The organism is Polaromonas sp. JS666, assembly GCF_000013865.1.
Taxonomy (GTDB): Bacteria; Pseudomonadota; Gammaproteobacteria; order Burkholderiales; family Burkholderiaceae_C; genus Polaromonas.
Window position 1 is genome coordinate 3,243,433 of record NC_007948.1, and the last position, 23,676, is coordinate 3,267,108.

Consider the following 23,676-nt stretch of genomic DNA (forward strand, 5'->3'; position numbering starts at 1 on the left):
GCCCTGCGGGGCTAAACCCTTGGGGATACCGGCGCACCAACGCGGGTCTGGCGGAAATTGCCTTTGGATCTCGCGCAGATCACTGCGGCCGATTCTGCTCGGGGTGCCCGTCATGGAGTGGCAGGCTGTGCTGCAGCAGCCAGGCCGTGCGCGAACCGGCCCCCACCAGCGCACCAGTGACCCAGAAAACGCCCGCAATGCCCACCAGGGCGCCGGCGAAACCAAACAGCATGGGCATCAGCACACTGGAGGCGTTGATCGCCATCAACCGCAGCCCCAGCGCCTCGCCGTGGCGGGCTTCTGGAGTGATCTGGTGCAGCATGCTCATGATCATGGGCTGCACCGTGCCAAGGGCAAAACCCAGCAACACCGAGCAGACACCCATGCCCAGCGCCGACCGCATCAGCGGGTAAATTGCGAACAGCGCTGCCGTGGCCAGCATGGCGCTGGCCAGCACCCGCCATTCCCGCAGGTGAGCGGCCAGCAGCGGCATCACCATGCGAATGACGGCCGCGGCGATGGCAAAGGCACCGAGGATGGAGCCGATGACCGAAGCGCTGATGCCTCTTTCAAAGCCCAGCACCGGCACGACAAAGGTGTGTACATCCCAGCAGGACGACAAAAACCAGTTCACCAGCATGAGCCGGCGAAACGTGGGCTCGCGCAGCAGATCCCAGGCCTTGGGTTGCACACCGCCCGTTGCGGCAATCACCGGCGGCAGTTCACGGGTGCGCCGAACCAGAAACCAGCTGGCAATAGGCAACACCGCCATCAGGAAAAAAGCTGCCCGATAGCCCTCCAGGCTGCCGGGCACGGCGCCCGCGTGGTCAATCAGCAGGCCGGCCGTGAAAGGCCCAATGAAATTGGAAACCGCAGGGCCAATCGACAGCCAGCTGAAGACCTGCCTGAGCTGCAAGGGCCCGGATGCCGCCCGCCCCACGTGGCGCTGCAGCGAAATTACCGCAGCCCCCGTAGCGCCGCCGGTCAGCAATGCGGCCAGGCACAGCACCGGGAACACCGGAAAAGCCACTGCGGCGCTGGCACCGGCCACCGCAGCCATCACACTGAAGCCCATGGGCCGCCTGAGGCCATGGCGGTCGGCAAAGCGCCCTGCGGGCAGGGCGAGGAATACCTGGGTGACGGCAAAAAGTGCCAGCAGCACGCCGACCGCCGCAGGACTATAGCCCTCACGCAGCGCCAGCAGCGGTGCCGTCATGCGTGTGCCGGCCATGCAGGCATGCAGGCAGATCTGCGCCAGGATCAGGCGGGCCAATTCACGGGTCATGCGGGACGGGTCATGAAACGCGACTCAACTCTCATCCACATCCTTGTCCATCGGAATCAGCCGGGCCGACTCGGCGTCCGGCAAGGCCTCGACGTTGCGCAGGGCCTTGCCCATCACCCGGCTGCGCTGCTCGGCGCTGCTCAGGGTGTTGAGCACGCTTTCGGTTTGCGACTTCACCTTGGCCAGCACATCACCGAACTTGGCGAATTCGGTCTTCACCGCACCTAGCACCTGCCACACTTCGCTGGAGCGCTTTTCAAGGGCCAGTGTCCTGAAGCCCATCTGCAGGGAAGTCAGCATGGCCAGCAGCGTCGTGGGGCCGGCCAGGGTGATGCGGTGATCGCGCTGCAGGCTCTCCATCAGGCCGGGGCGGCGCAGCACCTCTGCGTAGAGGCCCTCCGTTGGCAGGAACAGGATGGCGAAGTCGGTGGTGTAGGGCGGCTCAATGTATTTTTCAGATATCGACCTGGCTTCCAGCCGGATCCGGACTTCCAGCGCCTTGCCGGCCACGTCCGCGCCCAGCACATCGGCACGCTGCTGCGCGTCGAGCAGGCGCTCGTAGTCTTCGTTGGGAAATTTCGCATCAATCGGCAACCACAGGGGTTCACCGGAGTCGGACCGGCCCGGCAGCTTGATGGCAAAGTCGACTGGGTTCTTACCGCCACGCCGGGTAATCACCTGGGCCGCGTACTGGTCGACCGTGAATACCTGCTCCAGCAGGGCCGACAGCTGGGCCTCGCCAAAAATACCGCGCGTCTTGACATTGGTCAGCAAATGCTTGAGGTCGCCCACGCCCTGCGCCAGGGTCTGCATCTCGCCCAGGCCCTTGTGCACCTGCTCGAGCCGGTCTGCCACCTGCTTGAAGCTCTCGCCCAGCCGCGTCTCCAGCGTGGTCTGCAGTTTTTCATCGACCGTCTTGCGCATCTCGTCGAGTTTGGCCGAGTTGGTCTGCTGCAGTTGCGCGAGCTGTTTTTCCAGCGTTTCGCGCACCTCGACCATGCGTCGGGCATTCGATTCGCTGACGGATTGCAGCTGCGTCGTCAGGGTGTCCGACAGGGTTTTCTGCAACAGCGCCAGTTGCTGCGCAAACGCATCGATCTGCGAGTTTTGCGTGCGTATGGCTTCGGCACTTTGCTGCACCAGCGTCTGCTGGAATGTGGCAAAGATGCTGGCCAGTTCCTGGCGGCCGTTGCGGGCGCTGTCGGTGATTTCGCGCCGCAACTCACGCTCCACCCGGTCGTGGCCTGCCGTCATGCCGGCGAGCAATTCGGTCCGGCCGCTGTCGGCGGGCTTGCGCACCAGCAGCCAGACCAGCAACAGCAGGTTGGCCAGCAGCAGGGCCATCATCAACCAGTAATCCATAGGGTCTGCGGTTCGCTATTTATGTTGCTATTTATTGGACAGTCAACACCGCAGGATTCAGCGGAGTCAGGGGCTTTTTTCCATCGAAGAAAGCAATCAGGTTGTCGGCCGCCAGGTTGGCCATCGCCAGTCGTGTGGGCACGGTGGCGCTGGCGATGTGGGGCGTCAGCACCACATTGGGCACGGTCAGCAGGTCAGGATGCACCTTGGGCTCGCCTTCAAACACATCCAGGCCGGCAGCGGCGATGCGCCTGTCACGCAAGGCAGCGGCCAAGGCGGCGTCATCCACGATGCCGCCGCGCGCAATGTTGATCAGCGTGGCCGTCGGCTTCATCAGGGCCAGCTCGGCCGCGCCTATGGTGTGATGTGAGGCCAGCGAGTACGGCAGCACCAGCACCAGGTGGTCGGCGGTCTTGAGCAGCTCATCCTTGCTCACATAACTGGCCAGGCATTCCGCTTCCAGTGCGGCCTCCAGGCGGGACCGGTTGTGGTAAATCACCTTCATGCCGAAACCCAGCGCACCTCGTTTGGCGATGCCCTGCCCGATGCGGCCCATGCCCAGAATGCCCAGCGTGGCGCCATGGATGTCGGAGCCGGCAAACATGTCGTAGCTCCACTTGGTCCATTTTCCGGCACGCAGGTAGTGCTCGCTCTCGGTGATGCGGCGGGCGGTGGCCATCAGCAACGCAAAGCCGAAGTCCGCCGTGGTTTCGGTCAGCACATCGGGGGCATTGGTGGCCAGCACCCTGGCCGCCGTCATGGCATCGACATCAAAGTTGTTATAGCCCACGGCCATGTTGGCGCAGATCTTGAGCCGGGGACAAGCCGCAAGAACCTCTGCGTCAATGCGGTCACCGCCGGTGGTGAAAGCACCATCCTTGTCACGCAGGCGTTCCGTGAGTTCGGCCTTGGACCAGGTTTGGTCGTCCTGGTTGGCCTGCACCTCGAAATGCTGCTCCAGGCGGGCAATCACTTCAGGAAAGACGGCTCGTGCGACCAGAATTTTGGGTTTGCTCATGAGAAGATCTCGACTTTCTTTGCTTGAACGGTTGAATGGTTGGCTTGAATGGTCAATCTGGAATGGTCGACTAGAACCAGATGAAGGTGATGAGGACAAACAGGGGAATCAGGACCGCACCCGACCAGGCCATATAGCCAAAAAAGCCGGGCATACGCACACCGCGGTCTTCTGCCACGGCCTTGACCATCAGGTTGGGGGCATTGCCAATGTAGGAGTTGGCACCCATGAACACCGCACCCGCTGAAATGGCCGCCAGCGTAGGAGCCAGCGTCGTCATCAGCGCTTGGGGGTCGCCGCCCGCCGTGTTGAAGAACACCAGGTAGGTCGGCGCATTGTCCAGGAAAGAACTCAGCACCCCGGTTGCCCAGAAGTACATGGCCGGATCAGGCTGGCCATCGGGCCGGGTCACGGCCGAGATGATGGCGCTGAACGGGCCGTTGATGCCCGCCCTGAGCATGGCAATGACCGGGATGATGGTCAAAAAGATGCCGGCAAACAGCTTGGCGACTTCCTGCATCGGCCCCCATGAAAACTGGTTGTCCGCATGGACACTGTCCGGCGTAAGGCGAAGGGAAATCAAGGTCACCGCCACCAGGCCGACGTCGCGCAGCAGGCCCGGCAGGCCCACCTCGGTGCCCAGGACATTGAACACCACGGCGGACTTCCAGAAACCGCTAACGAGTACCAGGGCCACAACGGCGGCCAGCAACCAGAAATTCCGCGCGCCGTCAAAGCCGATGCGCCGGGTGTCGGGGGTGGGATCGACCGGCAGCACACCCTCCTTGCTGTAGTACCAGCGGTCCAGCAGGTAAAAAATGCCCAGCAGGCTGCCCGCCAGGAACAGCGTTTCCGGAAAGATGTGGCTGACGGTCCAGAAGAAATCGACACCCTTCAGAAAACCGAGAAACAGGGGCGGGTCTCCCAGCGGCGTCAGCGAGCCGCCGGCGTTGGACACCAGGAAAATGAAGAACACCACCACATGCGCCTTGTGAACGCGGTTGTCATTGGCCCGAATCAGCGGGCGAATCATCAACATGGACGCGCCGGTGGTTCCCATCAGGCTGGCCAGCACGGTGCCGATTGCCAGAATCGCGGTGTTGAGGCCCGGGCTTCCATGCAGGTTGCCCCGAATGAAAATGCCGCCGGACACGGTGTACAGCGCGGTCAGCAAGACGATAAAGGGAACGTATTCGGCCAGCAGCGCATGCACAAAACTGCTGCCCGCCAAAGCCGGCCCGAAGACCGCGGCAAACGGCAGAAAAAATGCCAGTGCCCAGGCCGCTGAAACCTTGCCGAAATGGTGATGCCAAAAAGCCGGAAGCGCGAGCGGCATCACGGCAATCGACAGCAAAATTCCCACGAAAGGTATCGCCCATATCCAGTGCAGCCTGGTACCGTCGATCTCGGCGGCCAATGCCAGCCCGGGCAAACAGCACAGCAGGGCCAGGGCGGCACACCAGCGCAAAACTCTCATTGTTGTCTCCTCATTCTTTTATTCATTTGTTCAACTTCTCAACTTCTGACCAGAGTTTTCGTGGCGGGCATGGCCCCGCGCTCGCTGGCCAGCGGGCAAGGGCAGGCACTCGCCAGGTAGCCATTGCGCCTGGCGAAACGCCGGATACCGGCATCAGCCAATCTCGAAGACCTGACGCAGATAGGCCAGGTACTTTTCGTCCTCGCACATGTTTTTGGAGGGCGTGTCCGACAGCTTGGCCACCGGCTGGCCATTGCAGCGAATCATCTTGATGACGATCTGCAGCGGCTCGTAACCCAGGTCGTTGGTCAGGTTGGTGCCTATGCCGAAAGCCAGCTGGCAACGCCCCCTGAACTGCTGGTACAGCTCAATGGTGCGCGGCACGGTGAGCGCGTCGCTGAAGATCAGCGTCTTGGTTCTGGGATCGACGCGGTTTTTAACGTAGTGCGCGAGCATGCGCTCACCCCACTCGAACGGGTCGCCGCTGTCATGGCGCGCCCCGTCAAACAGCTTGCAGAAGTACATGTCGAAATCGCGCAGGAAGGCACTCATGCCGTATACGTCCGACAGCGCAATCCCCAGGTCACCCCGGTACTCCCGGGCCCACGATTCGAAACCGAAGACCTGGCTGTCACGCAGGCGCGGCCCGAGCGCCTGGCAGGCCTGCAGGTATTCGTGCGCCATGGTGCCCAGCGGCGTCAGGCCCAGCTTCATGGCAAACAGCACATTGCTGGTCCCCGCGAGCTGGCCCGACATGCCCGTGCCCAGACGGGTCACCAGCGTGCGCAACACTTCCTCGTGCCAGACCTTGCCGAAACGCCGGCGCGTGCCGTAGTCGGCGATCTTGAGTTCGCGCAGGCCATCGGCCTGCAGCTCCAGTATCTTGGTGTCCAGGCGTTTGCGGCCTTCGGTCAGGTCAGGCTGCTTTTGCGTGTTGCGAAAGTAGACCTCATTGATGATGGCCAGCACCGGGATTTCAAACAGGATGGTGTGCAGCCAGGGGCCCTTGATGGACACCTCGATCTCGCCCGATGGCAAGGCCGTCACGCTCACGTATTTCTCGTTGAGCTTGAAGATACCCAGAAAATCGACGAAGTCGCTCTTGATGAAGCGCATGGCCTTCAGGTAGGCCAGCTCGGCATCCTGAAAGCGCAAATTGCACAACCCGCGGATCTCTTCGCGGATTTCGTTCACATAAGGTGCCAGCTTGCCTATGCCGGGCGCCCCGGCGTTGCGGCACTTGAACCGGTACTCCACCTCGGCACCTGGAAACTGGTGCAACACCACCTGCATCATGGTGAACTTGTACAGGTCGGTATCAAGCAGGCTGGTGATGATCATGGTGGCGGCTTTGCTCCGGGGCGGCTGAAAACGCAGAGGCTCAGGTTGCCAGCAGGTCGACTTCAAACAGCAAGGTGGCATTGGGCGGGATCACGCCGCCGGCGCCGCGTGCGCCATAGCCCAGCTCGGCCGGAATGATCAGGCGGCGCGTGCCCCCGACCGACATGCCCTGCACGCCCTCGTCCCAGCCACGGATGACCTGGCCCGCACCGAGCGAGAACTCGAAGGGCTGGCCGCGGTCCTTGCTGGAGTCGAATTTGGCGCCCTGCGTACCGCCGTTGTACAGCCAGCCGGTGTAATGCACCTTGACATGCTGCCCTGCCTTGGCAATGGCACCCGTGCCCAGCACGGTGTCTTCGTATTGCAGTCCTGATGAAGTGGTTGTCATGTGGATGTCCTTTTTGAAAAATGAGGAAGAAAAGGGGAAATCGCGCCAAAATTCCGGGGTTCGCGAGAAAGCCGGCGAGGGGAAATCAGCGCATGTTCACGAACCCCTGACTTTACCCGCAACCAGCCGGACCAGCCGGTCAGCACTGGCTGCCAGCAGCTGGTTTTGCTCCACCACCAGCATGGGCATGCCGCCCGCCCTGAGGGCCAGCAAGGCATCGCGGATGGACTCGACCAGCACCGGTGCAATGCCTTCGCAAGGCTCATCGAGCAGCAGCAGGCGCGGGCCGGTCATCAGCGTGCGGGCAATGGCCAGCATCTGCTGCTCGCCGCCGCTCATCTGGGCAGCGGGCCGTTTCAGCATGGTCTTGAGCACCGGGAACAAATCCAGCACCCTGGCCTCGTGCGCCGCAACGTCCCGGCCTGCCGCCACGGCCAGGTTCTCGCGAACCGTCAGGCCGGTGAAAAGCCGCCGGTCTTCGGGCACATAGCCCAGCCCGGCACGTGCGCGCCGGTGCGTCGGCCATTGACCGATGTCGGCGCGGCCCGTTTCCGTCTGGTAACTGATGCGGCCCTCGGTGCGCACCTCCAGACCCATCAGGGCTTTCAGCAGCGTCGATTTTCCAGCGCCATTCAGTCCCTGCAGCACGACGAACTCCCGCTGCCGCACCTGCAGGGAAATGCCGAAAAGCGCCTGGGCCGGGCCATAAAAGGCATTCAGCCCCTCCACGTCCAGGGGCACGTCCATTTGCACGTTCATGCGCATATCAGGCATGAGCTGCGCCTTCACCCAGATAGCGCCTGCGCACCGTGCTGTCGCGGGAAATCTCCTCAAACGAACCCTGCGCCGCCAGCCGGCCCTCAATCAGTACCAGCACGCGGTCGGCCACGCCCGCGACCGCATCCATGTTGTGCTCGGTGTAGAGCACAGCCATCGCCTCCCCTGCCTGACCCGCTTGACCGGCCAGGCCTTTGACCAGGTGCATCAGGCCCTCCCGCTCTTCCTCGGCCAGGCCGGCAGCCGGTTCATCGAGCAGCAGCAGCCGTGGGCGGGCGGCCAGCGCCACGGCCAGCTCCAGCCGCTTTTTGGCACCGTAGGGCAGGCTCAACGCCTGCTTGCCAGCCAACTCGCCCAGGCCCGTCTGGTCCAGCAGCGCCTGCGACTCCTCGCGGCACAGCGCATCCAGGCGCTTGAACGCGGAAATCGAATGCGCCCCTTTACCCGCCTGGGCCGCCAGCTGCACATTTTGTAGCGCTGTCAGGGCTTCAAAGACTTGCGCGACCTGAAACGTGCGGGCTACACCGCGCGCCAGACGGGCTGCGGGGGCCAGTCCGTCCAGCGCCTGCCCATTCCACACAATGTGGCCGCCGGTGAGCGGGTATTGGCCCGCAATGCAGGCAAAGCAGGTCGACTTGCCCGCCCCGTTGGGCCCGATCAAGGCCACGCACTCGCCTGCCGAGACCTCAAAGCTCACGCCATCGACCGCCTTGATGCCGCCAAAGTGCTTGACCAGTTGCTGAACCTGCAGCATCAGCCCGCCCTCCCGGTTGCCCGCTCGGCCGGGCGGGTGCGGCTGCCCAGCAGGCCCAGCAAACCCGACGGTGAAGCCACCATCACCAGCATGATGAAGAGGCCCAGCAATCCCCGCCAGTACGTCACTTCACGGCCCAGCTCCGCGCTGACATAGCTCAACACGGCGCTGCCCACCACGGCGCCCCAAAGCTGGTGAACGCCGCCGAGCAAAACCACCAGCAAGGCATCCACCGAGGTAGCCACCGCGGCGATGGAGGGAAACACCGCGCCCTTGTGCGCGGCAAACAGGCCGCCGGCAAGGCCTGCCAGCACCGCACTCTCCAGAAAGACGCGGTACTTGAGCCAGCCCACGGGCAAGCCGGAAGCGGCCGCCCGCGCGGGCGCGTCGCGCACAGCCTGCAGCGCCGCCCCCATGACCGACCGGCTCAGCAGGCGCAGCGCCAACACGCAAGCCAGCGCCAGCACCACCAGCAGCGCGAAAAACAGCGGCCGGCCCTCCTCTTCCACCAGGGCCAGCCCGATCAGGCCGTTGTCGCCTCCGGTGAGGCTGACCCACTGGGTGGCCCCGGCCCAGATCACCTGTGCCAGCGCCAGCGACAGCATGGCCAGGTACACCCCGGCGCTGCGCACCACCGCAGCGCCAAACACGGCGGCGACCACCAGGGCCGTCACGCAACCCGCCGCCAGGGCGACCGGCAGCGATGCACCCCACAGGCTGTGCGACAGGGCCGCACCATAGCCGCCCAGTGCAAAAAAAGCTGCATGGCCAAAGCTGACCAGGCCGCCGAGCGCCATCATCGACTGCAGGCTGATGCCAAAAATCAACAGAATCAACGCATCGGCCGCCAGCGTTTGCCAGTATGCCCCGCCCTGCCAGGCCAGCCCCGACAGTAGCACCAGCACCGCGGCAATGGCGCCGTTCCAGAAGCGCGTCAGGTCCAGGCCGCGAAACCGCTGCGCCGGCTCGCGCACGCCCTCCTGCGAAGCCACCGACAGACCATTGAGCCCCTGGGGCCTGAGCACCAGCACCGCCGCCATGGTCAAAAAGACGATGACCAGCGTGGCCTGCGGCAGCACGGCGATACCCAGGGCATGCACGAGGCCGATCAGCAGGGCCGCCACAAATGCGCCCCCGATGCTGCCCAGGCCGCCCGTGACGACCACGACAAAGGTCTCGACAATCACGTTCATGTCCATTTGCAGGTGCGCCGGTTCACGGGGCAATTGCAGGGCCCCGCCCAAGCCGGCCAGCGCGCAGCCGAGGACCACCGCTCCCAGCATCAGCGGTTTGGGGTTGACGCCGAGCGCCGCCAGCATCGACCGGTCTTGCGTGGCGGCGCGCAGGCGCCGACCAAACAGCGAGTGACGCAGCAGCAGATGAAGGCCCAGCCAGACCAGCGGGCCCAGCGCAATCATCACGAGCTGATACACCGGAAAGAACTCATCACCCATCTGCACCGAGCCCTTGAGCCCCGGAAAACGCGGCGCAAACACCTCGTCGGGGCCAAAGCCCCACTGCATGGCGTCATGCAGCGCCAGCGTCAGGCCGAACGTCGCGACCAGCTGGTACAACTCCGGCGCGCCGCTCATTCTTCTCAGGAGAAGAAAATCGGCTAAAGCCCCAACCAGCCCGGCGCAGGCAGCTCCAAAAAGAATAGCCAGCAGGTAAAGGGGCGCACTCTCGCCCCACGCCGGAAACCATTCGGTGACCCAGTGCGCGGTGAACAGCGCCCCCAGCATGAAGAAACTGCCATGCGCAAAATTGACGATGCGCGTGACGCCGAAAATCAACGTCAGGCCCGCCGCCATCAAAAACAGCGTGGTCGCATACGACAGCCCGCCCAGCAACTGGACCACTGAAACCGTCACGCGATCACTTCTCTGGAGCACATAGGAGGCGAAGCGTCTCGCAAGCCGCGGCCTGCAAGGCCTCGCGCAGTACGCGAAGCGACAAGCGTGGGGGCCACATTAGCCCAGCCAGGTCGTGAACTCGGAAGCAGCAACCCGCGGCGTGCGGAAGGTATTGACCAGCGCAGTCTCGTCGGCATAACCCAGGGACATGCCGCAGACCAGCATCTCGTCAGGCCCCGCGCCGATGTGCGGCAGGATAATCTTGGCAAAGCCGTTCCACGCCGCCTGCGGACAGGTGTGCAGGCCATGGCCGCGCGCGGCCACCATGAGGCTCTGCAGGAAGGCGCCGTAGTCCAGCAGCGAACCCCGCCCCATCACGCGATCCAGCGTGAACATCAGGCCCACCGGCGCATCAAAGAACCGGAAGTTGCGCTGGTGCTGCGCATGCATCCTGTCCTTGTCGCCTTTGGTGATGCCCAGCAGGCCGTACAGACCCCAGCCGTTTTCACGGCGCCGGTCAATGTAGGGCGACACCCATTTTTCCGGGTAGTAGTCGTACTCCTCCTTGTACTCGGCGGCCAGCTCTGGGTTGGCCCGCAGGGCATCATGGGCGCGGCAGACCTTGTCCACCAGCGTGTCGCGGGTGGCGCCCTGCAGCACATAAACTTTCCACGGCTGGGTGTTGGTGCCCGAAGGTGCGCGGCTGGCGACCTCCAGTAGGTGCTCGATGGTGGCGCGGGGCACCGGCGTTGGCAGGAACTCGCGCATCGACTGGCGGCTCTCGATGGCGTGGTCCACCGCGTTGACGGGATGGGCAAACACGCTGCCCGAAGCATCGATTGCGGCAAAGTCGCCGGCAACAACAGGGGGGGAATGAAAAACGGCTTGCTTCACTTGAGGGTCTCCAGTACGCAAAGTAATTGAGGGGGCAAGGGCACCGGGCGGCGCGTGGCGCGGTCGACATACACATGGATGAAATGGCCTTTGGCCGCACACGCCTGCGCATCATCCTGCGGGAACAGCGCCACCTCGTAGCGCGCACTGGACGCGCCCACGCGGGCCACCCGGATGCCCGCCACCACCGGCTCGGGAAACGCGAGAGGGGCGAAGTAATTGCACTGGGTCTCGACCACCAGGCCAATCACGCTGCCCGCGTGAATGTCAAGGGCACCGCGTTCAATCAGCAAACCGTTGACGGCCGTGTCAAACCAGCTGTAGTAAACGACGTTGTTGACGTGGCCATACAGATCGTTGTCGGACCAGCGCGTGCCGATGTCGCGAAAAGCTTTGTAGGCACTGCGGGGCTCTGCCTGGGGGCGCATCGGGGAGGTCATGAGGGTTATTTTGCCAGCCCCCACGCTCCCCACTTCGTGTGGTTCGCTGCCCCCCGAGGGGGCGCTGCGCCTGCGGCCCGGCCAAGCCGGTTCCGCGGCCCCTGCTGGGTGGAAAGCCTCCTGCGATCGCCGCGCGCAGCTTCCTGCCCCTCGGGGGCCGCTGCGCCTGCGGCCCGGCCCCTGCTGGGTGAAGACCTCGCCTTACTTTTTGGCGGGAAGGTGGTCAGGGATTCCATTTGGCCCAGTACTCGAGCGCGACGCGGTAGGTGTTCATCTGCACCTGCACGGTTTCATCAATGTTCACGCCGTAGCCGCCTGCCATGGAAAACGTCAGGGGGATGCGGCGTTGCCAGGCCCAGTCAAAGACGCGGCGGTCACGGGCTTCCAGCCCATCAAAGCTGAGCGCCAGACGCCCCAGCCGGTCGCCCTCGAAAGGATCGGCACCGGCGAGGAACACCACCAGGCCGGGGTCGAAGCGCCGATCCAGTTCGTCGAGGGCATGCTCGAGCGCCTGCAGATACGGCGCATCGGTACAACCATCGGGCAACTCCACATCCAGGTCGCTCGCCTCCTTGCGAAAGGGGAAATTCTTTTGCCCATGCAATGACAGCGTGAACACGCTCGGATCGTTGGCAAAGATGTGCGCGGTACCGTTGCCCTGGTGCACGTCCAGGTCAATCACCGCCACCTGCAGCGGTTTGCGATCCGGCCGATGCCGCCGGCCCCACTCTGCCTGCATCAGCCGCGCCGTCACGGCCGAGTCGTTGAACACGCAAAATCCACTGCCCTTGTGCGCATAGGCATGGTGTGTGCCGCCCGCCATATTGGCCGCGACACCCTGGGGCCGCGTACCGGTGCCCAGCGCCACCCGCGCCGCGGCCACCGTGGCGCCGGCCGAGCGGCGTGCCCGTTCGGCCATCCCGGGACTCCACGGAAATCCGATTTCGCGCTGGGCCGCAGGGGGCAAGCTACCGTGGGTGATCGCCTCAATGTAAGCGGGCGTATGCACCAGGGCGAGTTCACCGTCGCTGGCGGCTGGCGCCTGGGCCATCTGCACATGAGGCAACTCGCTGATGAGACGGTCCCGCAGCAATTTGTATTTGCCCATGGGAAACCGGTGCCCGGGCGGCAGGGGCAGCACGAAGTTATCGGCGTAAAAAGCTTGCAGCATGGGTTGACCGGGGAGGTGCTCAAAAATACCCGTCGCTACAGCGAGGGCGCAGCGCCGAGTTGCCATTGTGGCCCGAAGCGCGCCCGCGAGTGTGAAAGGCCCGGCAAGAAGTCCATGGGTACCACGAAAGACGAAAGGCCCAAACTAGGGCGTTACCCCTAAAGAAATGGTGCACTGCAGCAAAAAAAGCTTGCCTTCGTGTGGTCACTCCCTATAATTGGGCTTATGTTGCAGTGCAGCAATTCGGCGCAAAGCAACTACTGTCCCTCATCAACCATATTGGAGATTAATTTATGTTGACCGCTGAACAAGTCCTGGCATCCCACAAAGCCAACATCGAAACCCTGTTTGGCCTGACCAGCAAAGCCTTCGAAGGCGTTGAGAAACTGGTCGAACTGAACGTGCAAGCCACCAAGGCTGCCCTGGCTGAAACCGCCAACCACACGCAAGCCGTCCTCGGCGCCAAAGACGCACAGGAACTGCTGGCCCTGCAAGCTGGCCTGGTTCAGCCCCTGGCCGAGAAAACCGCCGCTTACAGCCGCCACATCTATGACATCGCTACCGCTGCCAGCGCTGAACTGAGCAAGACCTTTGAAGGCCAGGCTGCTGACGCACAGAAGAAATTTGTTGGCATCGTTGACAACGCCGCCAAGAACGCACCTGCCGGCTCCGAGACCGCAGTGGCCGTGATGAAAAGCGCCGTGGCTGCTGCCAACAACGCGTTTGAGTCCGTGCAAAAAGCCGTCAAGCAAGCCAGCGACATCGCCGAAGCCAACTTCAACACGGTGGCCGCCTCTGCCGTGAACGCTTCCAAGACTGTCTCCAAAAAGCGTTAAGTCGTCGGGGGACAAGCAGTTGCGCTGAGGGTCAACACTTTCCAGCGCAAACGCCCACCCTCACGGAGCCTGCTACCGAAATCCTGTTTGACTGAACAGGTCTTCAAACCAGTTGTCTCCTCGGGTCCTTTCAGAAATTTGTTTCACGGACCCCTTGAAGCCCTGTCGAAAGACGGGGCTTTTTTTTTGTTCTTGACCCGTCCTGCCATAGGTTGACACCTATGAAACACAAATAGCTGAGCCGTGAAGGCCAGCCAGAGACGCCCGGTGAACCTCACCGGGCGTTTTCAATTGTAGGGATAGGTGTGGTCTTTCCTGGTTGTAGATATGCACGGATTGCTGAACCATTTTTCTGGCCTGATCGAGGTCGGCCGGTCTTTGAAGCAGGAACTCCATCTTCAGAATCCCGTTGACGCGCTCGGCCAGCGCATTCTGGTAGCAGTCGTAGCCATCGGTCATCGAACACACAATGCCGTGGCGCGCGTGAATCGCCTGATACTCGCTCGAGCAGTACTGGATGCCGCGGTCCGAGTGATGCACCAGCGCCTGCCTGGTCTGCCGGCCCTTGAGCGCCGTCTTCAAGGCCTGGCTGACCTGCTCTGTGCGCAGGCTGTCATGCACGTGGTGCCCGACGATCTTGCGCGACCAGGCATCCGTGACCAGGCTGAGGTAGACGAACCCCTGGTCGGTCGGCAGGTAGGTGATGTCGGCCACCCAGACCTGCTCGCCAGCGCTCGGGCGCACTTGCCGGGGCCCCGCCTTGAGCAGGTTCGGGTGCCGGTGAAACCGGTGGCAGCTGTTGGTCGTCTTGTGATACGCCCTGCTGGGCGCCACCAGCAGGCGGGCCTGGCGCAGCACGTCAAACAGCGCATCGCGCCCCAGGCTGGCCTGCGCCTGTCCCAGGGGCTGGCTGAGCATGTGGTGCAGCTTGCGCGTGCCTATCCTCGGCTGGCGCAGCCGCACCGAGCGCACGAGCTCGATCACGGTGTCCGCACGCTCACAGCGGTGCCGGTCATGCTGCAACTGCTGGTAGTAGGCCTGGCGGCTGACGCCCCAGTGGCGGCAAGCCTTCGCGACGCTCAACTGCGGGAGGAGCTTTTGCGCGAGGACTTGCCCAAAGGCTTTTTTACGACACGCACGCCGTAGTCCTTCTTCAGGACATCGAGCACGGCTTCGAACAGTTGGGCCTTCTCGCGCGCCTCGCGAAGCTGCACTTCGAGCGCTTTGATCTTCTGCTCGGGCGTGAGCGGCACGTCTGATGCGGATCGGGGTGATTTGGGGGATATCGGCATGGTCGGCCTTGATGATGCCGCATCTCCCCACGCCTGGCGTCCGTGCTTGCGCAGCCACACCAGCACCGTCGAGCGGCCCTGGATACCGTAGCGGTGCTGGGCCTGTTTGTACGTGAGATCGCCTTTTTCTACCTGCTCGACCACCGACAGCTTAAAAGCCAGCGTGTAATCGCCCTGCTTGCGTTTAATGCCTGATTCCATTGACTTGCCTTTTCCTGGATAGAAAAGTGTCAACCTTATTCAGGACGGGTCATCTGGTGGACCTGAAACCGTCGCCTGAAACCGGCACCTGAACCATCTGCGTCAACCGCAGGGACAGCTCTCTCGCGCTTTCCCTGAAAGCCCCGCGCGTCCTTCAGCAGAGCGCCCGGTATCGGCCCCTCAGTCCTCAATGCGCCGGCACCGCCCCGGCGTCCAGTTTGGCCCGCAGCGCGGGCAGCGCCGCGAGCATGGCGGCCCGACCCAAATCGATAGCGCGTTGCCGGGCCGAGAAGTCGGCGCTCTTCAGGCCGGCCAGGGACGGCCGCACCACCACATCGGCATCCTTCAGTTCATACTGGTTGATGCTTTTGCCCATGATGGCAAAGGTCTGCAGCAGTATCTGCAGCGTATCGCCGGCCGGGTTGGCCTCCGGCGGGCTGGAGATATCGACCGCAATCACCAGGTCGGCGCCCATTTGCCGCGCAAAACGCACCGGCACCGGCGAGACCAGGCCGCCATCGACATACTCCCGGCCATTGATCCTGACCGGCACGAAGACTGCCGGAACAGCGCTCGATGCCCGCACCGCCGTGCCGGTGTCGCCGCGCTGGAACAGCACGGCCTGACCGCTGTTGAGGTCGGTAGCCACAATGCCCAGCGGAACGGGCATGTCTTCAATCAGGCGGCCCGCCAGCAATTCATTGACATGCCGTGCCAGGGCCTCGCCGCGAAACATGCCCCGGCCCACAATCGGCAGCATCCAGTCGGTGATGGCGACCTCCTGCATGTTCAAGGCGGTCTGCTGCAGTTGGGCACTGGTTCTACCGCTGGCATAAAGTGCGGCGACCAGGCTGCCAGCCGAGGTGCCGACCACATAATGAGGCTTGAGCCCGGCCTCTTCAAGCACCGCAATCACGCCCACATGGGCAAAGCCCCGCGCCGCACCGCCACCCAGCGCCAGGCCGATTTTCAAAGGCTTTTTCGGGACGGCCTCGGCCGTCGGCGTGGATGGGGCGGATCGCACCGGTGGAGCGGGTGGCGCAGCGCACCCCGCCAGCAACACCAAGGCCCAAGCCAGCGCCATGCGCCTGCCTGACACGGCCCTCCATCCTCGCCAACCTGAAGCAGCGCAGCCGGGGGGTTTGCCATCGACGCCAAGGCAATTACGAATAATTCGCGTTTGTATTACACTCACTCCGTTCCAACCTTTCAGGATTTTTTCACCATGTTCAAAAAAGCTCCTTCACTGGCCTGCCTTGCGCTGGCCACCGCAGCCTTCTTTGGCGCCGTGGGCAACGTCAACGCCCAGGAGCAGGTCGTCAACCTGTATTCTGCACGCCACTACCAGACCGACGAAGCGCTGTACACCAACTTCACCAAGGCTACCGGCATCAAGGTCAACCGTGTCGATGCCGATGATGCCGGCATTCTGGCGCGCCTGAAAGCCGAGGGTACGGCCTCGCCTGCCGACGTGATTTTGCTGGTCGATGCCGCCCGCTTGTGGAAAGGCGACGTGGAAGGCCTGTTCAAGCCCATCAAGTCGGCCGCTCTGGAAGCCGCCATTCCGGCCAAGCTGCGCGCCCGGGAAACCGCCGAAGGCACCACGTGGTTCGGCTTTTCCACCCGGGCCCGCGTGGTGGTGTATGACAAGCTGAAAGTCAAGAAAGCCGACGTGGACACCTACGAAGAGCTGGCCGATCCGAAAAACAAGGGCCTGCTGTGCACCCGCTCGGGCTCGCACCCCTACAACCTCTCGCTGTTTGGCGCCGTGACCGAGCACCTCGGCGAGGCCAAAGCGGAGGCCTGGCTCAAGGGACTGGTGGCCAACATGGCACGCGACCCGAAGGGCGGCGACACGGATCAGATCAAGGCAGTGGCCAGCGGCGAGTGCGGCATCGCACTGACCAACACCTACTACCTGGCGCGCATCATGCGCTCCAGTACGCCTGAAGACAAAACGGTAGCCGACCGCGTCGGCGTGGTGTTCCCCAACCAGGACAGCTGGGGCACGCATGTGAACATTGCGGGTGCAGCCGTTGCCAAAAATGCCAAGAATACCGCCAACGCCATCAAGTTCATGGAGTACATGGCCAGCGCGGAGGCACAAAACTACTTTGCCAACGGCAACAACGAATGGCCTGCCGTGTCCAGCGTGAAAGTCAGCAACCCCGCGCTGCAAGCCATGACGGGCGGCAGCTTCAAGTCGGAAACCATTCCCATCAGCGCCGTGGGCGGCAACCAGCTGAAAGTACAGCAGATGCTTGATCGCGTCGGTTATAAGTAATTTGAATAAAGAGTAAACCCCCAGAAAGCCCCAAACGGCCTTCAACACGCGCCCAGGCGCGGCTATTCGCAAAAAGCCCGGTCATCTTTTGGTGACCGGGCTTTTTTCATGCGCCATAATTCACATCATTGACGTTTACGTCAACGTCAACATTCCCCCTCCTTTTCTCCCCTTCTTTTATTTCAAGGAACAAGCCATGGATATCGCAGGCAAAGTATTTATCGTCACCGGCGGCGCATCAGGTCTGGGTGAAGGCACGGCACGCATGCTGGTCGCCAACGGCGCCAAGGTGGTGATTGCCGACATGCAGGCCGACAAGGGCGAAGCCATCGTCTCCGAGTTGACCAAAGAACTCGGGGAAGGCAAAGCCGCGTTTGTGCCCTGCGACGTCAGCCAGGAGGCCGACGGCCAGGCCGTGGTGGCCAAGGCCGTGTCCATGGGCAAGCTGATGGGCCTGGTCAATTGCGCCGGCATTGCGCCCGCCGAAAAAACCGTAGGCAAAAACGGCGCGCACGGCCTGGCCCTGTTCAGCAAGACCATCACCGTCAACCTGATCGGCAGCTTCAACATGATCCGGCTGGCAGCCGACGCCATGTGCAAGAACGAGCCGGAAGCCACCGGCGAGCGCGGTGTGCTGATTTCCACCGCCTCGGTCGCGGCCTATGACGGGCAGATCGGCCAGGCCGCCTACAGCGCGTCCAAGGGCGGCATCGTCGGCATGACCCTGCCCATTGCCCGCGACCTGGCACGCAACGGCATCCGAAACATGACCATCGCCCCCGGCATCTTCGGCACGCCCATGCTGTTTAGCATGCCGCAGGAAGTGCAGGACTCGCTGGCCGCCGGCGTGCCCTTCCCTTCGCGCCTGGGTACGCCGCAAGACTATGCCAAGCTGGCCAAACACATCATCGAAAACGACATGCTCAATGGCGAGGTGATCCGCCTCGACGGCGCGATTCGGCTGGCGCCACGCTGACATCATACGGCTCAGACGCTATTTAACTGATAGCTACTTGCGCCCTATTCTTAAGGGCTATAGGCCGATTTGACTAGTAACTCAGTCGAGTCGGTCCGACTTTTTCCGCTGCTTACAAATCACCTGCGGCTGCGTACATTTCATTGCGGCGCCTGGACTGGCCTGGATTTAACATGGCACGAATTATCAAAGGAGCAGCAATGACTCCCACTCCTGCACGAACGCACTCCGCTTTCCAACTGCTTGCAGCCGCATTTGCCACAATCCTGCTGGTGGCCGGTTGCGCATCGCCGCCCCCGTTTGCCTACAGCGTGCCCCTACAGCCCGAAAGCGCCTCGGGTTACACCGAAAAACCCGGCTGGGCGACCTCGAAATTTGCGGTCGCCGCGGCCAATCCGCTGGCCACCGATGCCGGCTACCAGGTGCTCAAGGCCGGCGGTTCGGCAATTGACGCCGCCATAGCGGTGCAGATGGTCCTGACCCTGGTCGAACCGCAGTCCAGCGGCATAGGCGGCGGCGCTTTCCTGCTCCATTACAACGGCAAGGCGGTCGAGGCTTTTGATGGCCGCGAGACCGCACCTGCGGCGGTGGACGAAAAACTCTTTCTCGGTGCCGATGGCAAACCCATGGCTTTTTACGACGGTGTAGTCGGTGGCCGCTCTGTCGGTGTGCCGGGCACGGTGCGCATGCTGGAGATGGCGCACAAGCAGTACGGCAAACTGCCCTGGGCCCAGTTGTTCGCACCGGCCATCACCTTGGCCGAAGGCGGCTTCAAGGTCAGCGCACGGCTGGCCACCCAGCTCAAAAACGATCAGCACCTGAAAAAAGACCCGGTAGCCGCCGCCTATTTCTACCAGGCCAACGGCGAACCGCTGGATGCGGGGTTCACGCTGCGCAACCAGCCGCTGGCCAATGTGCTGAAAAAAATCGCCGCCAGCGGCTCCAAAGGCCTGCTCGAAGGCGACGTTGCCCAGGCCATCGTCAGCAAGGTGCAAAACCACCCGACCAACCCCGGCAAACTCAGCCTGGCCGATCTGGCGGGCTACCAGGCCAAAAAACGCGATCCGATCTGCCACGACTACCAGGCCCAAGCCAGGGACTACCGCATCTGCGGCATGCCGCCGCCCAGTTCGGGGGCGATTGCCGTCGGGCAGATTCTCGGCATCCTGAACAACACCAACGCGGCGACCCTGGCGCTGGACACCGGCATGGGCGGCATACCCGGCAGCACAGGCGCCGCGCCCTCGGCCGACTGGCTGCATCTGTACACCGAGGCGTCGCGCCTGGCCTTTGCCGACCGCGCGCAGTATCTGGGCGACCCCGACTTTGTGCAGCCGCCGGCCGGCAGCTGGACGAGCCTGCTGGCACCAGCCTACCTGGCCGACCGCGCAAAACTGATTGCCGCACAGCCCGGCGGGCAAAGCATGAAAGTCGCCAAGCCGGGTTCCCCCGGCGGCATGAGGGCCGCGTATGCACCGATGCCCGAGCAGCCCGAGTACGGCACCTCGCACATCAGCATCGTCGATGCTTATGGCAACGCCATTGCGATGACCACGACGATTGAAGACCAGTTCGGCGCGCGCCAGATGGTCAATGGTTTTCTTTTGAACAATGAGCTGACCGACTTTAGCTATGCCCCCACCGACGCCGCTGGCAAGCCGGTGGCGAACCGCGTGCAGCCCGGCAAACGCCCGCGCTCATCAATGGCACCCACCCTGGTGTTTGAAAAAATCACCGGTCAGCTGGTGATGAGCGGCGGCAGTTCGGGCGGTGCGCTGATCATTCACGACATCGTCAAAACGCTGTACGGCGTACTGCACTGGGGCCTGCTGCCGCAGCAGGCGATTGACCTGCCCAACTTTGGCTCGCTCAATGGACCCAGCCTGCTGGAAGAAAAGCGTTTCGCACCCGCCACCGTTGAGGCCTTGAGGGCACGCGGCGCCGAGGTGCGCGAAATGAACATGACCAGCGGCTTGCAGGCCATCGCGCGCGGCCAGGCCCATGGCACGCCGGTGTGGCTGGGCGGCGCCGATCCGCGCCGAGAAGGCGTGGTGATGGGGGATTAGCCCCCACGCTTGCCACTGCGTGTGCCTGCGGCGTTGCGCTGCCCCTTGCACGAGAAAAAGGGGCTGTGCTTGCTCGGGGCGGCCTTCGCAGCGCACCAGTCGTCAAAAGTAGCTTGCGCCCTTACCGCGCGGGCGCAAGCAGCTATTGTTTTGGCAGCGACCGATGCCACCTCAAAGGCAAGGGTGCGGGCTAGTCCATCCGCATGGGCTGGGCCGGGGCGTTTTCCAAGACTGTGCCGATGCGTTCGTACTCGGAAATGACCTGCGCGCCCAGCAACAGCAGCGTGGCGGCGATTTCCAGGCTCAGCAAAACCACGATGGCGGTGGTCAGTGAGCCATACACCAGGCCCACCTGCGACAGCGTGCCAAAGTACCAGACCAAGGCATGGCGCGTCACCTCCCAAAGCAGCGCAGCCGTGACCCCGCCAATCAACGCGTGGCGCAGCGACAGCCTGCCCACCGGCATCACCATGTACACCGATGTCAGCAGAAAAATCTCGCCGGCCAGCCCGAGCAGGTATAGCAACACACCCGAGAATCCGCTGAGCGACCAGCTGTAGCCCAGAAACTCCACGCTTTTTTCGCCCAGCGCCTGCATGCTGCCCGAGACCAGCGTCACCAGTAGCAGGCCTAGCCCCAGGCACAGGATGTAGCAGTAGGGCAGCACGGCAGACACCAGAAAATGGCGCCGCCGAATGACCACGCGGTGCAAAAACACCACCGACATCGCATTTTCAAGCACGGTAAAAGCCAGTGAACTGAAAAACAGCATGGTGGCCAGCAACAGCCAGCCCATGACTTCACGATGCGCCAGGAAATTGGCGAGCTCTCCGACAATGAATTCGGACTGTCCCGGCGCCAGCCAGCCGATGTAGCGGCCCAGCGCTTCCAGCAGTGCCGATTGGTCAATCACATGCGACAGTGCAATCGCCATCAAGATCAGCAACGGAACAATCGACAGCAAGGCGTAGTAAGCCACGGCCCCGGCCAGCAGCAGGCCCTGGTTGGCGCGAAAGCCCTTGAGTACCCGCAACGCAAAGGCGCCGGGATGGCTGAGTACGTAAGTGGCCTGCGGTCCGATCATCATGGTGGTGGGCATGGGGTCTCCTGCCGTTTTCGGCTGCCATGCGGGCATGGTAGCTGCACAATATTTTTTCCGACCGGCCGCCCCTGGGGAAAAACGCCCCTCTCGGGGGCAGCGCAGTACGCGAAGCGACAAGCGTGGGGGTAATCCTGTCGGGGCACAATACCGCTGTGGCCATTCCCCAATCATTTATCCAGGAGCTGCTCGCGCGGGCTGACGTGGTGGACATTGTGGGTCGCCACGTCCAGCTGAAAAAGGGCGGCGCCAACTTCATGGGCCTGTGCCCGTTTCACGGCGAAAAGTCGCCCTCCTTCAGCGTCAGCCCGTCCAAGCAGTTCTACCACTGCTTCGGCTGCGGCAAAAACGGCAATGTCATCAGCTTCCTGATGGAGCATGCCGGCATGAGCTTCATCGAAGCCGTGAAGGACCTGGCCCAGCAATACGGCCTGCAGGTGCCCGAAGACGACGTGTCGCCCCAGGACAGGGCCAAGGCGGCACAGATGCGCGAACAGCAGGCCACCCTGACCAGTGTGCTGGAAAAAGCCGCCATGGCCTACATCAAGCACCTGCGCGGCTCCGAGCGGGCCATCGAGTACTTCAAGGGCCGCGGCCTGTCGGGCGAGATCGCCAGGACTTTTGGGCTTGGTTACGCACCCGAGGGCTGGCGCAGCCTGGCCAGCGTATTTCCCGACTACAACGACCCGCTGCTGGTGGAAAGCGGCCTGGTGATCACCGGCGAGGCGGGCGAGGAAAACGCGGGCGGTGAAGCCAAGCGCTACGACCGCTTCCGCGACCGGGTCATGTTTCCCATCCGCAACGTCAAGGGCGAATGCATTGGCTTTGGCGGCCGCGTGCTGGGTGACGAAAAGCCCAAGTACCTGAACTCACCCGAAACCCCGGTGTTCAGCAAGGGGCGCGAGCTCTACGGCCTGTTTGAAGCCCGCACGGCCTTGCGCGAGCACGGCTACGCACTGGTCACCGAAGGCTACATGGACGTGGTCGCGCTGGCCCAGCTGGGTTTTGCCAATGCCGTGGCCACCCTGGGCACGGCCTGTACCGCCGACCATGTGCAAAAGCTGTTTCGCTTCACCGACTCGGTCGTCTTCAGCTTCGATGGTGACGGCGCCGGTCGCCGCGCCGCGCGCAAGGCACTGGATGCCGCCCTGCCCTTTGCCACCGACGTGCGTACCGTCAAGTTTTTGTTTTTACCGTCCGAGCACGACCCCGACAGTTACATCCGCGAACACGGCAAGGAAGGTTTTGCGGCTTACGTCAGCAAGGCTGTGCCGCTGAGCCGCTTCCTGCTCGAAGCCGCTGCCGAGGGCTGCGACCTGGACACGGCGGAAGGCCGCGCCCACATGGCCAGCAACGCCCGCCCGCTGTGGAGCCTGTTGCCCGACGGTGCCCTGAAGCGCCAGCTGCTGGCCGAAATCGCCGACCAGGTGATGATTGACAGCCGCGAGTTGCTGCAGCTTTGGCAGCCCGCCTCCGCAGGTTACAAAAACAGCTATAAAAACAATAGCAGCAAGCGCCTGCCCAATAAAGACCACAGGCCGGATTTACCCTCGGATTTCGGCAAAAACCACGACGTCCCCGACTATGCAGGCTACGTACCGGACCTACGCGAGGAGGCCGACTATGCCTCTTCCGAGCCGTATTTCCCGCCGCCCGCCATGTCAGCGCAGCGCCCCGGGCGGTCGTCGGGTGGCGCCAGCCGGGCTCCGCGCCGCATCGCGGGCCGCATCCTGCCGGCCAGCCGTGAAGACCGCGTCCTGCGGCTGCTGCTGACCGAGCCGCAGAGCTGGGACCAGCTCAGCACCGAAGAGCATCACCTGCTGCTGGCGTTGCCGGCGCCGCACGGACCGCTGTTTGTCTGGCTGGAAAGCCAGCTGCATGAGCACGGCCCGCAACCCTGGGCCGCCCTGCGCGAGGGCCTGCGCGAGCACCCCCACGAAAAGCACGCCATCGCGCAAATCGCGCAAATACCGGAAGGTATCGAGTGCGACTGGGATGAGGTCAGGAGCATCCTGGACCAGCTTGTCAGGCTCGAACGCCAGCGCGAAATGGACGAATTGGTGCCGCTGGTCACAAAAGATCCCGCAGCCCGTCAGCGCTACCAGGAACTGCTGGAAGCCAACCTCAAAAAAAGCTGAAAAAACAGCTTTTTTATTGCCCAA

20 protein-coding genes are annotated in these 23,676 nt (G+C 63.1%); 5 read left to right on the top strand and 15 right to left on the bottom strand.

What is annotated here, in order from left to right:
* Positions 1–79: 79 nt before the first annotated feature.
* The 12 genes from BPRO_RS15365 to BPRO_RS15420 form a co-directional block, all read right to left on the bottom strand.
* On the bottom strand, positions 80–1,285 hold the full coding sequence (locus tag BPRO_RS15365) for an MFS transporter (protein ID WP_011483986.1): 1,206 nt from the start codon (positions 1,283–1,285) through the stop codon (positions 80–82).
* 24 nt (positions 1,286–1,309) lie between these two features.
* Positions 1,310–2,647 (bottom strand): DNA recombination protein RmuC, encoded by a 1,338-nt coding sequence (gene rmuC / locus BPRO_RS15370; RefSeq protein ID WP_011483987.1) that lies wholly within the window; start codon positions 2,645–2,647, stop codon positions 1,310–1,312.
* 31 nt (positions 2,648–2,678) lie between these two features.
* Complete coding sequence (locus BPRO_RS15375) at positions 2,679–3,665, bottom strand: 2-hydroxyacid dehydrogenase (protein WP_011483988.1); 987 nt, start codon at positions 3,663–3,665, stop codon at positions 2,679–2,681.
* Positions 3,666–3,735: 70 nt separating this feature from the next.
* Positions 3,736–5,142 (bottom strand): sodium:proton antiporter, encoded by a 1,407-nt coding sequence (locus BPRO_RS15380; protein WP_011483989.1) that lies wholly within the window; start codon positions 5,140–5,142, stop codon positions 3,736–3,738.
* A 153-nt stretch (positions 5,143–5,295) separates the two neighbouring features.
* The gene (pncB, locus tag BPRO_RS15385) at positions 5,296–6,483 is read right to left on the bottom strand and encodes a nicotinate phosphoribosyltransferase (protein ID WP_011483990.1); all 1,188 of its coding nucleotides are present in this window, start codon (positions 6,481–6,483) and stop codon (positions 5,296–5,298) included.
* A 40-nt stretch (positions 6,484–6,523) separates the two neighbouring features.
* Positions 6,524–6,871: an FKBP-type peptidyl-prolyl cis-trans isomerase gene (locus BPRO_RS15390; protein ID WP_011483991.1), complete on the bottom strand. Its 348-nt coding sequence runs from the start codon at positions 6,869–6,871 to the stop codon at positions 6,524–6,526.
* A 96-nt stretch (positions 6,872–6,967) separates the two neighbouring features.
* On the bottom strand, positions 6,968–7,645 hold the full coding sequence (locus BPRO_RS15395) for an ABC transporter ATP-binding protein (protein ID WP_011483992.1): 678 nt from the start codon (positions 7,643–7,645) through the stop codon (positions 6,968–6,970).
* Entirely contained in the window at positions 7,638–8,402 is a 765-nt protein-coding gene (locus BPRO_RS15400; RefSeq protein ID WP_011483993.1) for an ABC transporter ATP-binding protein, read from the bottom strand. The genes BPRO_RS15395 and BPRO_RS15400 overlap by 8 nt, the downstream gene beginning before the upstream one ends.
* Positions 8,402–10,273 carry an ABC transporter permease gene (locus BPRO_RS15405; protein WP_011483994.1) on the bottom strand — a complete coding sequence of 624 codons (1,872 nt, stop codon included), beginning with the start codon at positions 10,271–10,273 and terminating at the stop codon, positions 8,402–8,404. Before BPRO_RS15405 ends, BPRO_RS15400 begins: the two co-directional genes overlap by 1 nt.
* A 99-nt stretch (positions 10,274–10,372) precedes the next feature.
* Positions 10,373–11,023 carry a nitroreductase gene (locus BPRO_RS15410; protein ID WP_232291568.1) on the bottom strand — a complete coding sequence of 217 codons (651 nt, stop codon included), beginning with the start codon at positions 11,021–11,023 and terminating at the stop codon, positions 10,373–10,375.
* Between the two features lie 122 nt (positions 11,024–11,145).
* Positions 11,146–11,589 (bottom strand): acyl-CoA thioesterase, encoded by a 444-nt coding sequence (locus BPRO_RS15415; RefSeq protein ID WP_011483996.1) that lies wholly within the window; start codon positions 11,587–11,589, stop codon positions 11,146–11,148.
* Between the two features lie 223 nt (positions 11,590–11,812).
* Positions 11,813–12,757, bottom strand: a complete 945-nt coding sequence (locus tag BPRO_RS15420) for a histone deacetylase family protein (protein ID WP_232291569.1) — start codon at positions 12,755–12,757, stop codon at positions 11,813–11,815.
* A gap of 296 nt (positions 12,758–13,053) precedes the next feature.
* On the opposite strand from BPRO_RS15420, the gene BPRO_RS15425 reads away from it, so the two are divergent.
* On the top strand, positions 13,054–13,596 hold the full coding sequence (locus BPRO_RS15425) for a phasin family protein (protein WP_011483998.1): 543 nt from the start codon (positions 13,054–13,056) through the stop codon (positions 13,594–13,596).
* 219 nt (positions 13,597–13,815) lie between these two features.
* Here the strand turns inward: BPRO_RS15425 and BPRO_RS15430 are convergent.
* Together BPRO_RS15430 and BPRO_RS15440 are read right to left on the bottom strand one after the other, a co-directional pair.
* Positions 13,816–15,089 (bottom strand): IS3 family transposase gene (locus BPRO_RS15430; protein WP_198140937.1). Its coding sequence is split into 2 segments (ribosomal slippage): positions 13,816–14,724 and positions 14,727–15,089, totalling 1,272 coding nucleotides; the frame shifts between segments, so codons are not numbered across the junction.
* A gap of 187 nt (positions 15,090–15,276) precedes the next feature.
* Complete coding sequence (locus tag BPRO_RS15440) at positions 15,277–16,173, bottom strand: patatin-like phospholipase family protein (RefSeq protein ID WP_011484000.1); 897 nt, start codon at positions 16,171–16,173, stop codon at positions 15,277–15,279.
* Between the two features lie 141 nt (positions 16,174–16,314).
* On the opposite strand from BPRO_RS15440, the gene BPRO_RS15445 reads away from it, so the two are divergent.
* The 3 genes from BPRO_RS15445 to BPRO_RS15455 all read left to right on the top strand — a co-directional run bounded on the left by BPRO_RS15445 (position 16,315) and on the right by BPRO_RS15455 (position 20,415).
* Positions 16,315–17,373, top strand: coding sequence for a Fe(3+) ABC transporter substrate-binding protein (locus BPRO_RS15445; protein ID WP_011484001.1), 1,059 nt, complete (start codon positions 16,315–16,317; stop codon positions 17,371–17,373).
* A 196-nt stretch (positions 17,374–17,569) separates the two neighbouring features.
* Positions 17,570–18,349, top strand: a complete 780-nt coding sequence (locus BPRO_RS15450) for a 3-hydroxyacyl-CoA dehydrogenase (RefSeq protein WP_011484002.1) — start codon at positions 17,570–17,572, stop codon at positions 18,347–18,349.
* A 200-nt stretch (positions 18,350–18,549) separates the two neighbouring features.
* Positions 18,550–20,415 carry a gamma-glutamyltransferase family protein gene (locus BPRO_RS15455; protein ID WP_011484003.1) on the top strand — a complete coding sequence of 622 codons (1,866 nt, stop codon included), beginning with the start codon at positions 18,550–18,552 and terminating at the stop codon, positions 20,413–20,415.
* Between the two features lie 190 nt (positions 20,416–20,605).
* On the opposite strand, the gene BPRO_RS15460 is transcribed toward BPRO_RS15455, so the two are convergent.
* Positions 20,606–21,514 carry a YihY/virulence factor BrkB family protein gene (locus BPRO_RS15460; RefSeq protein WP_011484004.1) on the bottom strand — a complete coding sequence of 303 codons (909 nt, stop codon included), beginning with the start codon at positions 21,512–21,514 and terminating at the stop codon, positions 20,606–20,608.
* Positions 21,515–21,669: 155 nt separating this feature from the next.
* Here BPRO_RS15460 and dnaG point away from each other — a divergent pair, with 155 nt between their 5' ends.
* The gene (gene dnaG, locus BPRO_RS15465) at positions 21,670–23,652 is read left to right on the top strand and encodes a DNA primase (RefSeq protein ID WP_011484005.1); all 1,983 of its coding nucleotides are present in this window, start codon (positions 21,670–21,672) and stop codon (positions 23,650–23,652) included.
* Positions 23,653–23,676: the final 24 nt, after the last annotated feature.

Bases quoted from the DNA above. Each gene is read 5' to 3' on its own strand.
- BPRO_RS15410 (WP_232291568.1), bottom strand. From the start codon at position 11,023: ATGCGCGAGTTCCTGCCAACGCCGGTGCCCCGCGCCACCATCGAGCAC.
- pncB (WP_011483990.1), bottom strand. From the start codon at position 6,483: ATGATCATCACCAGCCTGCTTGATACCGACCTGTACAAGTTCACCATG.
- BPRO_RS15445 (WP_011484001.1), top strand. From the start codon at position 16,315: ATGTTCAAAAAAGCTCCTTCACTGGCCTGCCTTGCGCTGGCCACCGCA.
- BPRO_RS15455 (WP_011484003.1), top strand. From the start codon at position 18,550: ATGACTCCCACTCCTGCACGAACGCACTCCGCTTTCCAACTGCTTGCA.
- BPRO_RS15375 (WP_011483988.1), bottom strand. From the start codon at position 3,665: ATGAGCAAACCCAAAATTCTGGTCGCACGAGCCGTCTTTCCTGAAGTG.
- BPRO_RS15395 (WP_011483992.1), bottom strand. From the start codon at position 7,645: ATGCCTGATATGCGCATGAACGTGCAAATGGACGTGCCCCTGGACGTG.
- BPRO_RS15400 (WP_011483993.1), bottom strand. From the start codon at position 8,402: ATGCTGCAGGTTCAGCAACTGGTCAAGCACTTTGGCGGCATCAAGGCG.
- rmuC (WP_011483987.1), bottom strand. From the start codon at position 2,647: ATGGATTACTGGTTGATGATGGCCCTGCTGCTGGCCAACCTGCTGTTG.
- BPRO_RS15425 (WP_011483998.1), top strand. From the start codon at position 13,054: ATGTTGACCGCTGAACAAGTCCTGGCATCCCACAAAGCCAACATCGAA.
- BPRO_RS15460 (WP_011484004.1), bottom strand. From the start codon at position 21,514: ATGCCCACCACCATGATGATCGGACCGCAGGCCACTTACGTACTCAGC.
- BPRO_RS15390 (WP_011483991.1), bottom strand. From the start codon at position 6,871: ATGACAACCACTTCATCAGGACTGCAATACGAAGACACCGTGCTGGGC.
- BPRO_RS15365 (WP_011483986.1), bottom strand. From the start codon at position 1,285: ATGACCCGTGAATTGGCCCGCCTGATCCTGGCGCAGATCTGCCTGCAT.
- BPRO_RS15380 (WP_011483989.1), bottom strand. From the start codon at position 5,142: ATGAGAGTTTTGCGCTGGTGTGCCGCCCTGGCCCTGCTGTGCTGTTTG.
- BPRO_RS15450 (WP_011484002.1), top strand. From the start codon at position 17,570: ATGGATATCGCAGGCAAAGTATTTATCGTCACCGGCGGCGCATCAGGT.
- BPRO_RS15440 (WP_011484000.1), bottom strand. From the start codon at position 16,173: ATGGCGCTGGCTTGGGCCTTGGTGTTGCTGGCGGGGTGCGCTGCGCCA.
- BPRO_RS15415 (WP_011483996.1), bottom strand. From the start codon at position 11,589: ATGACCTCCCCGATGCGCCCCCAGGCAGAGCCCCGCAGTGCCTACAAA.